We start from the raw sequence: 13,320 nt of genomic DNA, 5'->3' as shown, positions 1-13,320 counted from the left end.
GCGGGCCGGCTCCGCGGCGGAACCCGGCGTCCGGCCTACAGGGCCTGGCCGCCGGGCTTGAGGAGGCCGCGGGCGGTGCGGGCGTCGAGGAACTGCCCGAGCGCCGTCATCTCCCACTCGCCGGAGTACTGCCGGATGAACTTGCACATCAGCACGGCCGTGCGCGGCTCGGAGTCGGTGAGGTCGAACCGCACCAGCTCCTGGCCGCGCTCGTCCAGCAGCCGGCAGTACGCCTTGGCCACGTCGCTGAACTTCTGCCCCCGGTAGGAGTTGACGGTGAAGACCAGCCCGGTGACCTCGGGCGGCAGCCCCTCCAGGTGCACGGTGATGCTCTCGTCGTCCCCCGCGCCCTCACCGGTGAGGTTGTCCCCGGAGTGCTGGATCGCGCCCCGCAGGATGTTCAGCTTGCCGAAGTAGCAGACGTCGAGGGGCTTGCGGTTGGCGTCGTAGGCGATGACCGAGGCGTCCAGGTCGATGTTCTTGCCCCGGTAGGCCGGCTCCCACCCGAGGCCCATCCGCAGCGCGGAACGCACCGGCTGGTTGTCCTTCACCAGGGAGACGGTCTCGTTCTTCCGCAGGTTCACCCGGCCCTTGTCCAGGTTGATCTTCCCGGCCCCGGGCGCCGGGGCGGGCGCAGCGGCGGCCTGCGCGGGCGGAGCCGGGGCGGCGGCCGGAGCGGGCGCGGCCGCCGCAGCAGGGGCCGGAGCGGGGGCCGGCTCCTCGATGGTCACCCCGAAGTCCGTCGCGATGCCCGCCAGCCCGTTCGCGTACCCCTGGCCGACGGCTCGCACCTTCCAGGTGCCGCCGCGCCGGTAGACCTCCATGACGACGAGTGCCGTCTCCGTGCCGAGCTGCGGCGGGGTGAACGTCGCCACCACGGCTCCGGAGACGGCGTCCCGCACCGTGGCCGTCGGCTCGGTACCGGCGAACGTCGACCCCGCAGCGTCCAGACTCGCCGTCACGACCACCTTCTCGATGTCGGCCGGCACGGCCGCCGTGTCCACCGTGATGGTGTCCGCGGCACCGCCGCTGCTGTGCGACACGCCCGGGCCGGACGGCTGGTTGTAGAAGACGAAGTCGGCGTCGGAACGCACCTTGCCGTCGGCGGCGATCAGCAGCCCCGAGACGTCCAGCCGCACCGGAGCGGAGACGTCGACGGCCACGCGGGCCGCGGTGAGGGGCAGGTTCGAGCCAGGAGTCATTGCGGTCATGCCCGTGGTAACGACCGGCCGCGCGGCACGGTTCCTCCCCGCCACGCCCCTATCCGCTCCGCCGGGCCGCGGTCTCCACCCTGCCCTCCGGGCCGGAACCGGGGGTGGCGGCGATCTCCGTCAGGTGGCCGTAGACGACGACGTTTCCCAGGTAGCCCTCAGTGCTGGAGTAGCCGCCGCCGCAGGTGATGAGCCGGATCTCGGCGCCCTCCGCAGGGCCGTAGACCCTGTCGTCGGGAAAGTCCTCCCGGGAGTACACCTCGATGGCGTCGATCTCGAACATCGCGGTGAGACCATCGGCCCGGTCCACGGCGACGGTGTTCCCCCGCTCCAGCGCCCCCAGGCCGTAGAACACGCTCGGCCCCGTCTCGCTGTCCACGTGACCGGCGATGATGGCCGTTCCCCGGGCTCCGGGCGTCACCCCGCCCTCGTACCAGCCGGTGAGGTTCTCCGCGTCCTGCGGCGGGACCTCCAGACCGCCGTCCGGCTCCAGCCCGAGCGGCATGACCGCCGCGTCGACGCGGATCTCCGGTATCCGTATCCGCACCGGCGCCGCCGGGGGCAGCGGGGCCACGGAGTCCCGCTCGGCCCCCGCTCCCGGCCGCTCCGCGGGGCGGACGGCCTGCTCGGGGGAGGGCTGGGGCGGCAGCGCCTCCTGGGGGCTGTGGTCCAGCAGCCACACCCCGGTACAGAGACCGATGGCCACGAGGGTCGCGGCGATCGTCTCGCGTCGGCGCTCGGCTCGGTTCATGGCCTTCCTGCGGCCCATCGCCGCTCCTCCGGTGACCCGGCGGCGCCCGTCAGAAGCGGTCCCGGCCGCGGCGGCGGTGGAGGAGACTGCCGCACAGCGCGCCGACGGCGAGCACGGCGGCGGTGATCAGAAAGCCTCCGGTGCCGCGGCTCCCCTGCCCGCCGGCCGCCGCGGCCGGCTCGGCGGCGAGCCCGAGGGCGACCGGTATCGCGGCACTCAGGGCGGGACCGGTCAGGGCGTGGACTGTACGCATGCGGTTCACTCCTTCGGCACCGGACGGGGGACGGTGTCCGTCCATGAACCGAGGAAACCGGCGGCCCGCCGCGGTCGCGAGACGATCGTGACCCCGAGCGCCGCCGTTGTGGCCCCGGGGCGGCCGGCTCGGGGGTGTCCGTGCAGCTCAACGGTGCGGTTACGGCGTCCGGGCGACCTGTGGCGAACGGGCGACCCGGCGTGTCCCGCGGCAGGCCGCTGCCGCCCCCGCGATACCCGCGCCCGGGCGGGGGCGTGCTGGCGTCAGCCCTGCCCGCCGGGGCGGACGAACCCCTGCTCGTAGGCGGCGATGACCGCCTGGGTCCGGTCGCGGGCGCGTAGCTTGGCCAGCACGGCCCCCACGTGGGACGTGACCGTCTCCCCGCCCACGCAGGTCCGGCTCGCTGGCCAGGATCGCGCCGAGGGCGCCGCGCACCAGCCGCTCGTCGTCGGCCAGGACGACCCGCACCGGGTTCACCGCCGACCTCGCAGGGGCAGTCGGGCGGTGACCTGCCAGCCGTCCCGCTCCGCTCCGGCCTCCAGGCTGCCGCCGAGCAGCGTGGCCCGCTCCCTCATGCCGCCCAGCCCACGGCCGCCGCCACGGCGCCTCGGGGACGCCCCGGTCAGGGGGTTGGTCACGGTGATGATCAGCTCCTCGTCATCCAGGGACAGGCACAGTGCGACCGGGGCCGAGGCTGCGTGGCGCAGGGCGTTGGACAGCGTTTCCTGCACGATCCGGTAGGCCTCGCGGGAGACCAACGGCGGCACGCGCGCCGCGAGCTCCTCCGAAGCGGTCAGCCGCACCGTCGCCCCTCCGGACTCCAGCCGGCTCAGGAGCCCGCCGTCCGCCACCGCGCCGACCAGCTCTCCGCCGGCGTGTCGGCGAGCCGCCCGGGCGCCACCCCGCACAGCGCCCGCACCGCCGTCGCCGACAGCGGCCGCACGAGCCCGGACAGGCCCGCCACGGCGGCCAGCGGAAGGGAGACGAGGAAGGACAGCGTCTGCTCGGCCGGGCCGTGCGCCGAGACGCCCCCCGTGTCGCCCAGCAGGGCGACGAGAATGCCGGAGAGGAGGAAGAACGGCATCAGCAGCGCCCCACCCAGCAGGAGGTGGACCCAGCGCAGCGCCATGCGGCGTACCGCGGGGAGCCGCGGGAACGCGGGCCGGCGGCTCAGCACGTCACCGGCCGTCGGGGGACGCAGTGGCCGACGGGGGCGGACGACACCGCCCTGGGCAGCCCGGCGAGGGTGAGGAACCCGACGATCACCTGGGCAGCATAGGTGAGCCACCGCACCGCCGAGGGTCCTGCGCCTGAGGCCGGGGCGCCGGCCAGGCCGATCAGCGGGACGACCAGCCACCACAGGCCCCAGGCGGCGAGCGAGGAGCCGCCGCACCACAGGGCGACGAGGGCCGGGGCCCGCCGACGCCCGGGCCGGGGGCGGAGCACGGGGGCCAGCACACCTGCGGCGGCGCAGGCGGCGAGCGAGGCGAGGACGAGGCTGACGACGCTCAGGCCACCGTCGGAACCGGCGGCGCGTAGGCCGAGCCCGTGGAGGAGGTTTCCGAGGAAGGGGACGGCGGCCAGGGCGGCGGTCAGCCACGCGTGGGAGCGGCGCCCGCGCGGGCGTATCGGGGAGCCGAGGCCGTGGGGGCCCCGCGGCAGTTCGCCCCAGCGGCTCATCACGTATCCGGCGAACAGGCCGCCCAGGGCGAGGGCCTGCAGGCTGAACCCGGCGTAGACCACGGTGAAGACCCACGGGTCGAGGAAGGGCTCGGCGGGCGGTGGGGCACCGGCGCCGCCGAGGGCCACCACGGCCTCCAGCGAGGTGGCGACCAGGACGGGGAGAAGGAACCCGCAGGCCAGCCACAGGGGCCCAGCAGGAGCGGCGCGGGCAGCCGGCGTCCCCAGGGCCGCACGAGCGCCAGGGCGAGGACGATGACGGAGACGTCCATCAGCAGCGTCGCCCCGTTGACCGCCAGCATGAGAGGTGCCCGGCCCGGCTCGGTCAGGGGGCTGCCCTCGGGGATGCCGAGGTGGCCGCCGGCCATCCACGTGAGCTTGAGCGCGAGGTAGGGCCCGCAGGCGAGGATCGCGAGGGTGCACAGGACGGGGCGTAGCCGCGGGAGCTTTTCCATGCCCCCACCGTCCCGTGGGGCCCGGGACCGGGGCGTCGTGCGTGGTGGCGATTCACCTCCCCCGTGCGGGGGAGCGCCGCCTCCGCCACGGGGAGCGCCTCCTCCGCCACCGGAGGACCCACGTGCCCGCAGGACGGCAGAAGTCCTCCGGGAGCCCCGACGGACCTCGAATCCCCGTGGACAGCCGGCGCCCGGCCCCGGAGAATCCGATCATGTCGATTTCGATGGGCGCGGAGTTCGCGCCGCAGACGACGTATCTCAACACCGCCGCACACGGCGTGTTCCCGGTCAGGACGGCCGCCGCGCTCCGGTCCGCCGTGGAGGACATGGCCGCGGCCCGGCTGGACCACCACGCCCTCATCGAGCGGATCGAGGAGGCCAGGACGAGCTTCGCCGCCGTGGTCGGACTTCCCGTCGGGCGCGTGGCCACGGGCTCGGCCGTGTCGGTCCATGTCGGGATGATCGCCCAGTCCCTGCCGGAGGGCACCGAGGTGCTGGTGGCCGAGAGCGACTTCAGCTCCCTGGTCAATCCCTTCCACGTCCGCCCCGACCTCGCCCTGCGGCAGGCTCCGCTGGAGGGGCTGGCGGAGGCCGTCCGGCCCGGCACCGGGCTGGTCGCCGTCAGCGCCGTGCAGTCCGCCGACGGCCGGGTGGCGGACCTGGTGGGCGTCAGTTCGGCCGCCCGGGCGGTGGGCGCCCGGGTGCTCGTGGACACGACGCAGTCGACCGGCTGGCTGCCCATGGACCCGGCGCTGGCCGACTACACGGTCTGCGGCGCCTACAAGTGGCTGCTGTGCCCGCGCGGAACGTCCTTCCTGACGGTGCCGGAAGACGGCGGCGGGCTGCGGCCGACGCATGCCGGCTGGTTCGCGGGGGAGAACCGCTGGGAGACGTGCTACGGACCGATCGACGAGCTCGCCGGCTCGGCGCGCCGCTTCGACGAGTGCCCGCCCTACCTGCCCTTCGTGGGCGCGGCCGCCTCGCTCGGCCTGATCGAGGAGGTCGGACCGGCCGCGATCGGGGAGCACAACAAGAAGCTGGCCGCGCGGTTCCGCGCGGGAGCGGTGGAGGCGGGGCACCGTCCGGTAGCGGGCGACTCCGCGATCGTCGCGGTGCCCGGGCTGGGGGACGCGGTCCCGGGGCTGGCCAAGGCGGGCGTCGACGTCTCGGCGCGGGCGGGGAACCTGCGGGCGTCCTTCCACCTGTTCAACACGACCGCCGACGTGGACCGGCTGCTGGCGGCGCTGGCCGGGCTTCGCTGACGCGCCGCGGCAGCGGAGCGCGCCGTTCCCGAACGCCGGCGGGCCCTGAACGCCAGCGGGTCCGGACACGACGGCAGCGTCCCCCGGCACGACAGCGGCACCGTGACATGACAGCGGCGCGGTGCGTCCCTCCACGAAGGGGCGCACCGCGCCGCGTGGCTCACTCGGGAGCTCCGGTCATCCGCCTCGGGGGCCGGACGGGCCGTCTTCCGGCCTTTCCGGCACCCGGGGACGAGCCACCGGGTGGGTCGGGCTCAGCGGTCAGCGGTCAGCGGACGGGGGTGAAATCCCGTGCCCCGAGGAAATCGGGCCGCCGGACCGGAGCGGCGAACGGCTCCACAGCGGTGTTCTCCACGCTGTTGAAGACGATGAACACGTTGCTGCGCGGGTACGGAGTGATGTTGTCACCCGAACCGTGCATGCAGTTGCAGTCGAACCAGGTGGCCGAACCGGCCTGGCCGGTGAACAGCCGGATGCCGTGTGCGTCGGCGAACTCGGTGAGCGCCTCGTCCGACGGCGTCCCGGCGTCCTGCATCTGCAGGGACTTCTTGTAGTTGTCCTTCGGCGTGGCGCCGGCGCAGCCGAGGAACTTCTTGTGGGATCCCGGCATGATCATCAGGCCGCCGTTGGTGTCGTAGTTCTTGGTGAGAGCGATGGACACCGAAACGGTCCGCATGTTCGGGAGGCCGTCCTCCGCGTGCCAGGTCTCGAAGTCGGAGTGCCAGTAGAAGCCACTCGCGCCGAAGCCCGGCTTGACATTGATACGGGACTGGTGGACGTAGACGTCCGAGCCGAGAATCTGCCGCGCCCGGCCGACGACCCGCGGGTCGCTGACCAGCCCGGCGAAGATCTGACTGATCTTGTGCACCTCGAACACGGTCCGGATCTCCCGGGACTTCGGCTCGACGATCGAGCGCTCGTCCGCGAGCATCTCCGGGTCCGAGATGAGCCTTTCCAGTTCCCCGCGGTACAGCGTCACCTCTTCGGGAGTGATGAGCTGGTCGACCGCGAGGAAACCGTCACGCTCGTAGTCCGCCAGGTGCCCGGCCGAGATGGGGCCGGGAGCGCCCGGTGCGGACCACACCACCGGGTCCTGCCGCGGGCTGGCCACTTCGGTGGCCCCCCGGGTCGGATACAGGTCGGTGATGCGCTCGGGTGCGGTGGTCATGGGAGTTTCCTTCCTCTCCTCTCGTACGGCCCTGTCCTCTTTCCGGATCGTTGCCTGCGGGTCGCGAGACCCGTGAGATGGAGTGTTCCCCGCAGGAAACGTTCCAATGACGACACGGGCCGCAAACCCCCTGTTCGGAGGCTTACGGCCCGTGCCGAAGCCTCAGTCGTCCTCGGTGAGCAGCGGGTAGACGCCGTTCTCGTCGTGGTCCTCACGACCGGTGACCGGCGGGTTGAAGACGCAGATCACGCGGAAGTCGGTCTTCGGGCGCAGCGTGTGCTTCTCGTGCCCGTCGAGGAGGTACATCGTGCCGGGGGTGATCCAGTGCTTCTCACCCGTCTCGTCGTTGGTGAGTTCGCACTCGCCCTCCACGCAGAGCACGGCCTCGATGTGGTTCGCGTACCACATGGACGTCTCGGTACCGGCGTAGAGCACCGTCTCGTGCAGGGAGAATCCGACCTTCTCCTTGGCGAGGACGATGCGCTTGCTGCGCCAGGTGCCGGAAGCGGACTTGACGTCCCGGTCGGTGCCTTCGATCTCCTGAAGGGAACGGACGATCACAGTCGGAGTGCCTTTCTGGTCGTTCGGCTACGGGTTGGCCCAGCCACGGGGCGGCCCGCCCCGGTCGGGGCGGGCCGGGTGTCCTTGCTGGTCAGAGGGTCTCGCGAATGGCGCGCGCCAGGATGCGCAGGCCCTCGTCGAGCTCCTCGGGGGTGGTGGTCAGGGCGGGCAGCAGCTTGACGACCTCGCTCTCGGGGCCGGAGGTCTCCACCAGCAGGCCCAGGTCGAAGCAGCGCCGGGCGATCTTGCCGGCGACGGCCTTGTCGGCCATCTCCATGCCCCACACCAGGCCGCGGCCGCGGTACTCCACGACGGCGTCCGGGTGCTCGGCGGCGATCTCGCGCAGGGCGGCCTCGACCTGCTCGCCGCGGGCCAGGGTCTGCTTCTCCATCTGGCCGTCGGCCCAGTAGGTCTCCAGGGCGGCGGTGGCCGTGACGAAGGCGGGGTTGTTGCCGCGGAACGTGCCGTTGTGCTCGCCCGGCTCCCAGACGTCCAGCTCCGGCTTGAACAGCGTCAGGGACATGGGCAGTCCGTAGCCGCTGATCGACTTCGAGACGGTGACGATGTCCGGGGTGATGCCCGCCTCCTCGAAGGAGAAGAAGGCACCGGTGCGGCCGCAGCCCATCTGGATGTCGTCGACGATGAGCAGCATGTCGTGCCGCTCGCACAGGTCGGCCAGGGCGCGCAGCCACTCCGGGCGGGCGACGTTGATGCCGCCCTCGCCCTGGACCGTCTCGACGATCACGGCGGCGGGCTTGTTCAGACCGGAGCCGGAGTCCTCCAGCAGCCGCTCGAACCAGATGAAGTCCGGCGTCTGCCCGTCGAGGTAGGCGTCGAACGGCATCGGGGTGCCGTGCACCAGCGGGATGCCGGCCCCGGCGCGCTTGAAGGCGTTGCCGGTCACGGCCAGCGAGCCCAGCGACATGCCGTGGAAAGCGTTGGTGAAGGAGACGATCGACTCGCGGCCCTTGACCTTCCGGGCCAGCTTCAGCGCGGCCTCGACGGCGTTGGTGCCCGTCGGACCGGGGAACATGACCTTGTAGGGCAGGTCACGCGGGCGCAGGATGACGTTCTGGAACGTCTCCAGGAAGGCGCGCTTGGCGACGGTGGACATGTCCAGGCCGTGGGTGACGCCGTCGCGCTCCAGGTAGTCGATCAGGGCGCGTTTGAGCACCGGGTTGTTGTGCCCGTAGTTGAGCGACCCGGCGCCGGCGAAGAAGTCGAGGTACGTATGGCCGTCCTCGTCGTACATGTGACTGCCCTGGGCACGGTCGAAGATCGTGGGCCAGCCACGGCAGTAGCCACGCACCTCCGACTCCAGGGTCTCGAAGACGCTCAGGTCCGGCTGGGTGATGGTCACGGAAGGCTCCTGGGAGTGAGTCGTGAAGGGAGGGAAGTCTGTGGTCGGGGGGTAACCGGCGGTCGGCCGGGCCGGCGGTCCGGGAGGCCGTACGGCCCACGTCCGGACCGGCTCGTGCCGGGGCGGTTCGCACCGGGCCGAAGGGCGCCGGGACGGGCCGCGCGACGGCCGGGCACCGGGTTCAGCCGAGTGCGCCGACGAGCGTGCGCACCGGGCCGATGCGGTACAGCACCTCGGGCTCGTGCTCGTCGCCCGGGAAGACGGCGCCGTCGAACAGCACCTCGCGGTGCAGCTCGGCGCCGTGGCGCTCGGCGAAGGAGGTGAACAGCCGGTTGGAGGGTGCGTTGTCGGGGGTGACCGTCGTCTCGATCCGGTCGGCGCCCAGGTCTTCCGACACCCGTGCGGTCAGTCCGTCCAGCATGGCACCGGCGAGCCCCCGGCCCCGCTGGCTGTGATCCACCGCCACCTGCCAGATCAGCAGCGTCTGCGGTGACTGCGGGCGGATGTAGCCGGTGATGAAGCCGACCGGTTCGCCGTCCCCGTCGCGCGCCACCACGGAGGTGGCGGCGAAGTCGCGGCACCACAGGAGGTAGCTGTACGAGGAGTTCAGGTCGAGCACCTGGGAGTCGCGGGCGATGCGCCAGATGGCCGCGCCGTCGTCGACCCTTGGCGTGTCGAGCTTCAGCCCCTCGGGCATTTCGAGAAATTCGCTTCGGGCACTTGCATGGTCAGCTTGTGCGGGGGTCATGTCGATTCAATTTACCCAGGAAAAAGTCAGATTGCATCGCGGCGCGGGGTTACGCGGAGCCCGATGATGTGTTATCGCGCGCGGGCGCGCCTGTGCTCACAGGTAGGGGTAAAATGACTGGTCATGTCGGACATGCGGGTACAGAATCCAGGCGATGTGGAGTCTGTCACAGGTGCATAACGACCGAGGCTCCTGTCCGAATCACGGGCGCCTGTGGTCACTGGAAAAGAAGATGGTTTGACCTGGGGAAAACCGGGCAGAAGAGGACGGGCGGCTACGCAGTGCAGTGAATTCGGGATGTATTCGATCTCACTGATTCCGTGATCGTAGCGCATCCGGTGAATTCCTCGGCCGGCTTTCCCGGAGACCGTGCCGCCGCCCTCCCCGTGAGGCCCTCGTGCCGGCCCGGGCGGTCCTCGTACAGTGCGGTCATGGACGCGAGCGCGGTGCTGCACATCACGGGACGGATACTGGCGGGCCCGGAGGACGTACGGGACGAGCTGTGGGTGGTGGACGGCCGCGTCACCTACGAGCGCCCGCGCGGGCTTCGGGACGCGGTCACGGTGCGCGGCTGGGCGCTGCCGGGCCTCGTCGACGCACACTGCCACGTCGGCCTGGACGCCCACGGCGCCGTCGACGAGGTCACCAGCGAGAAGCAGGCGCTCACCGACCGGGAGGCCGGCACCCTCCTGATCAGGGACGCCGGCTCCGCGGCGGACACCCGCTGGATCGACGACCGCGAGGACCTGCCGAAGATCATCCGCGCTGGGCGGCACATCGCCCGCACCCGCCGGTACATCCGCAACTACGCCCACGAGGTCGAGCCCGAGGACCTCGTCGCCTATGTGCGCCGGGAGGCTCGGCGAGGTGACGGCTGGGTCAAGCTCGTCGGGGACTGGATCGACCGCGACGCGGGCGACCTCTCCGCCTGCTGGCCCCGGGAGGCCGTCCACGCGGCCATCGCCGCCGCCCACGAGGAGGGCGCCCGCGTCACGGCGCACTGCTTCGCCGAGGATTCCCTGCGCGACCTCGCCGACGCGGGGATCGACTGCGTCGAGCACGCCACCGGGCTGACGGAGGAGACGATCCCGCTCTTCGCGGAACGCGGCATCGCCATCGTCCCCACCCTCGTCAACATCGCCACCTTCCCGCACCTCGCGGACGGCGGGGAGAAGAAGTTCCCGCGCTGGTCCGACCACATGCGGCGGCTGCACGCCCGCCGCTACGACACCGTGCGCTCCGCCTACGACGCCGGCATCCCGGTCTTCGTGGGGACGGACGCCGGGGGCTCGCTGGCCCACGGTCTGGTGGCCGAGGAGGTCGCCGAGCTCGTGAAGGCGGGCATCCCGCCGCTGTCCGCCCTGTCCGCCACCACGTGGGGTGCCAGAGCCTGGCTGGGCCGCCCCGCGCTGGGCGAGGGCGATCCGGCCGACCTCGTCGTCTACGACAGCGATCCCCGGGCCGACGTCCGGGTGCTGGCCGCACCGCGGCGCGTGGTCCTGCGGGGGCGCGTGGTGCAGTGACACACGGCCGGCCCGCTCGCACGTTCGGTGACGCCACGTCCGGGTGAAGCAGGGGTGGAAGCCGGACGGGCGGCGCCTCCCGCGTCAACCATGGCGGGGTCCCCGTCACCGGCGCGAGCGATGTCCCCGCATGGGCCGCGCCCGTGGCACCGCACCATCCGTGGGGGTTCCCTGCCGTGAAGAAGTCCGTCCTCAGCCTGTTCGCCGCCGCCGCCCTGACCGGCGCGGCGCTGCCCGCGCACGCCACCGGCGGCGACGAGCCCGCCGACCGGGAGGGAGCCGCCAGGGCCGCGGTGCTCCGCGCCCAGCTCGACGTGTCGCTGCTGGACAGCACCGTCGACGTACCGCTGAGGACCACGCTCAACGACGTGAGCGTCTCGGGCGCGGACACCGGGCCCGAGACGGCCGCGAAGACGGCGCTCACCGCCGAGCTCGCCGGGGTGGGCGGTGGTGAGCCGGTCAGCCTGCTGCGCGCCGGGGCCGCGGACGCCCGCGCCGAGGTCACGGCGGACCGGGCCGGCGCCGAGGCCACCCTCGCCCGGGCGCGGCTGCACGTCCCCGGGCTGCCGCTGCTGTCGGTGATCGAGCTGGAGGCGGTCTCCGCCTCGGTCGTCTGCGCGGTCGGCGGGGCGGCCACGGCCGAGGTCAACGTGCCGGGATCGGTCCGGGTCCTGGGAAAGCGGGTCGCCCTGAGCGCCGGAGGACCCACCGCCGTCTCGGTGCCGGGCGTCGGCGAGGTGCGCCTGGAGCTGGCGCCCAGGGAGACGACGCGGCACAGCGCGGCGGCCGCGGCGCTCGAGCTCGCGGTCTCCGTCGATCCGCTGAACCTCGGCGTCGCCGGGGTCGACGGCCGGGTGCGGGTCGCCGACGTGAGCTGCCGTACGCCCGTGACGGAGGAGCGACCCGCCGACGAGCCGCAGGAGCCGGCCGAGACCTCGGAGCCGGCGGGCGCTGAGCCGGACGAGGCGGAACCGGAGAGCACGGTTCCGCAGGGCCGGACGGACGCCGAGGTGCGCGCCCCGAAGACCGGGCCGGGTCTGGCGGCCACCGGCGCCGACTCCGGCACGCCCTATCTGCTCGGCGGCGCGGCCGGGCTGCTCACCCTGGGCGCGGCCCTCGTCCTCCTGCGCCGCCGTCGCGGCTGACCCGGAGGCGGCAGGACGCGGTTCCGGCGGCGGACGCGGCCCGGGCCGCGGCGGCGGACGCGGCCCGGTGCCGGGCCGCTCCACCCGTGGCAGGCGGTCAGCGCACTCCCACCGCGGCGAGGGCCCGCACCAGGGCGTCCGTCGTGACCCGGTCGCGCACGGCGAGCCGCAGCCAGGACGGTCCCAGCCCGGGGAAGGTGTCGCCCCGCCGCAGGGCGAAGCCGACGTCCCGCAGCCGGTTCCGGACCTCGCTCGCCCGCGGATGGCTGACCAGCACGAACGGTGCCATCGGGGACGGCGTGGCCTGGCCGATCTCCGCGAACCGGGCCAGCGCCTCCACCAGGTGGGCCCGGTCGGCCGCGAACACGCCGGCCGCCGCCTCGGCCTCCGCCCGTGCCTGCTGGGTGCAGCACGCCTCGGCCGCGGCCAGGGCCGGGGTGCTGACCGGCCACAGCGGCTGCCGCGCGGCCAGCGCCTCGATCAGAGCGGGCTCCGCCAGCACATAGCCGATGCGCAGCCCGGCGAGCCCCCAGGTCTTCGTCAGGCTGCGCAGCACCACGACGGACCCGGGCAAGCCGGCCAGCCCCGGGACCAGGGACTCGCGCTCGCCCGGGACGGCGTCCATGAACGCCTCGTCCACCACCAGCGTCCGCCCGGGGCGGGCCAGGGCCCGAAGCGTCGCGGCCGGGTGGAGCACGGACGTCGGGTTGGTCGGATTGCCGACGACGACGAGGTCGGCCGCGTCCGGCACGGCGGCCGGGTCCAGCCGGAAACCCTCGGCCGCGTCCAGCAGCACGCGCGTCACCCGGTGGCCGGCGTCCCGCAGGGCCGCCTCCGGCTCGGTGAACTGCGGGTGGACGACGACGGGGCGGCTGGCCCGCACGGCCCTGGCCAGCAGCACGAACGCCTCGGCGGCGCCCGCGGTGAGCAGCACGCACTCCTCCGGCACGCCGTGGTGGCCGGCCACGGCGCGCCGCGCGGCGCGCCCGTCGGGATAGGCGGCCAGGGTGTCGAGGGAGGCGGCGATGCGGGCCTTCAGCCAGTCCGGTGGGGTGCCGGTACGGACGTTGACGGCCAGGTCCGTGAGGGTGGCCGCCGCGCCGCGGACCTCGGCGTCGCCGTGGTGGCGCAGGTCGGGCCCGTCCTCCTCCGCCGTCACGTCCGCCGGCGGCGCCGGGCGCGCAGTGGGCGTTGAGGGTGTCG

14 protein-coding genes and 1 pseudogene are annotated in these 13,320 nt (G+C 73.4%); 3 read left to right on the top strand and 12 right to left on the bottom strand.

The window, feature by feature from the left end; all coding sequences use genetic code 11:
* Positions 1–35: 35 nt before the first annotated feature.
* The 7 genes and pseudogenes from O7609_RS02635 to O7609_RS02610 all read right to left on the bottom strand — a co-directional run bounded on the left by O7609_RS02635 (position 36) and on the right by O7609_RS02610 (position 4,024).
* Positions 36–1,202, bottom strand: coding sequence for a TerD family protein (locus O7609_RS02635; RefSeq protein WP_269743012.1), 1,167 nt, complete (start codon positions 1,200–1,202; stop codon positions 36–38).
* Between the two features lie 58 nt (positions 1,203–1,260).
* Positions 1,261–1,980 carry a class F sortase gene (locus O7609_RS02630; RefSeq protein WP_269743011.1) on the bottom strand — a complete coding sequence of 240 codons (720 nt, stop codon included), beginning with the start codon at positions 1,978–1,980 and terminating at the stop codon, positions 1,261–1,263.
* A gap of 31 nt (positions 1,981–2,011) precedes the next feature.
* Positions 2,012–2,215 carry a hypothetical protein gene (locus tag O7609_RS02625; RefSeq protein WP_269743010.1) on the bottom strand — a complete coding sequence of 68 codons (204 nt, stop codon included), beginning with the start codon at positions 2,213–2,215 and terminating at the stop codon, positions 2,012–2,014.
* A 263-nt stretch (positions 2,216–2,478) separates the two neighbouring features.
* Positions 2,479–2,619 (bottom strand): annotated as a pseudogene (locus tag O7609_RS02620) (DNA-binding response regulator); the annotation flags it as partial.
* A gap of 69 nt (positions 2,620–2,688) precedes the next feature.
* Positions 2,689–3,018, bottom strand: coding sequence for an ATP-binding protein (locus O7609_RS24545; RefSeq protein ID WP_332330031.1), 330 nt, complete (start codon positions 3,016–3,018; stop codon positions 2,689–2,691).
* 26 nt (positions 3,019–3,044) lie between these two features.
* The gene (locus tag O7609_RS24540) at positions 3,045–3,344 is read right to left on the bottom strand and encodes a hypothetical protein (protein WP_332330030.1); all 300 of its coding nucleotides are present in this window, start codon (positions 3,342–3,344) and stop codon (positions 3,045–3,047) included.
* A gap of 41 nt (positions 3,345–3,385) precedes the next feature.
* A complete protein-coding gene (locus O7609_RS02610; protein ID WP_269743009.1) occupies positions 3,386–4,024 on the bottom strand; it encodes a hypothetical protein in 639 nt (212 codons plus the stop codon).
* 538 nt (positions 4,025–4,562) lie between these two features.
* Here O7609_RS02610 and O7609_RS02605 point away from each other — a divergent pair.
* Positions 4,563–5,612, top strand: a complete 1,050-nt coding sequence (locus tag O7609_RS02605; protein ID WP_269743008.1) for an aminotransferase class V-fold PLP-dependent enzyme — start codon at positions 4,563–4,565, stop codon at positions 5,610–5,612.
* 268 nt (positions 5,613–5,880) lie between these two features.
* Here O7609_RS02605 and thpD read toward each other — a convergent pair whose 3' ends face one another.
* From thpD to ectA, 4 genes are all read right to left on the bottom strand, one after another.
* Positions 5,881–6,780, bottom strand: coding sequence for an ectoine hydroxylase (gene thpD, locus O7609_RS02600; RefSeq protein WP_269733280.1), 900 nt, complete (start codon positions 6,778–6,780; stop codon positions 5,881–5,883).
* Between the two features lie 162 nt (positions 6,781–6,942).
* Positions 6,943–7,341: an ectoine synthase gene (locus O7609_RS02595; protein WP_219090865.1), complete on the bottom strand. Its 399-nt coding sequence runs from the start codon at positions 7,339–7,341 to the stop codon at positions 6,943–6,945.
* A gap of 91 nt (positions 7,342–7,432) precedes the next feature.
* Positions 7,433–8,701: a diaminobutyrate--2-oxoglutarate transaminase gene (gene ectB, locus O7609_RS02590; RefSeq protein WP_269733279.1), complete on the bottom strand. Its 1,269-nt coding sequence runs from the start codon at positions 8,699–8,701 to the stop codon at positions 7,433–7,435.
* Between the two features lie 181 nt (positions 8,702–8,882).
* A complete protein-coding gene (gene ectA / locus O7609_RS02585; RefSeq protein ID WP_269733278.1) occupies positions 8,883–9,398 on the bottom strand; it encodes a diaminobutyrate acetyltransferase in 516 nt (171 codons plus the stop codon).
* 482 nt (positions 9,399–9,880) lie between these two features.
* On the opposite strand from ectA, the gene O7609_RS02580 reads away from it, so the two are divergent.
* Both O7609_RS02580 and O7609_RS02575 read left to right on the top strand, forming a co-directional pair.
* Positions 9,881–10,972: an amidohydrolase family protein gene (locus O7609_RS02580; protein ID WP_269733277.1), complete on the top strand. Its 1,092-nt coding sequence runs from the start codon at positions 9,881–9,883 to the stop codon at positions 10,970–10,972.
* A gap of 176 nt (positions 10,973–11,148) precedes the next feature.
* Positions 11,149–12,117: an SCO1860 family LAETG-anchored protein gene (locus O7609_RS02575; protein ID WP_269733276.1), complete on the top strand. Its 969-nt coding sequence runs from the start codon at positions 11,149–11,151 to the stop codon at positions 12,115–12,117.
* Positions 12,118–12,214: 97 nt separating this feature from the next.
* On the opposite strand, the gene cobC is transcribed toward O7609_RS02575, so the two are convergent.
* Entirely contained in the window at positions 12,215–13,276 is a 1,062-nt protein-coding gene (cobC, locus tag O7609_RS02570; protein WP_269743007.1) for an Rv2231c family pyridoxal phosphate-dependent protein CobC, read from the bottom strand.
* Between the last annotated feature and the right edge of the window lie 44 nt (positions 13,277–13,320).

This window comes from Streptomyces sp. WMMC1477, assembly GCF_027460245.1.
In the GTDB taxonomy this organism is placed as follows: Bacteria; Actinomycetota; Actinomycetes; order Streptomycetales; family Streptomycetaceae; genus Streptomyces.
This window is presented reverse-complemented; position numbering and strand designations above follow the sequence as displayed.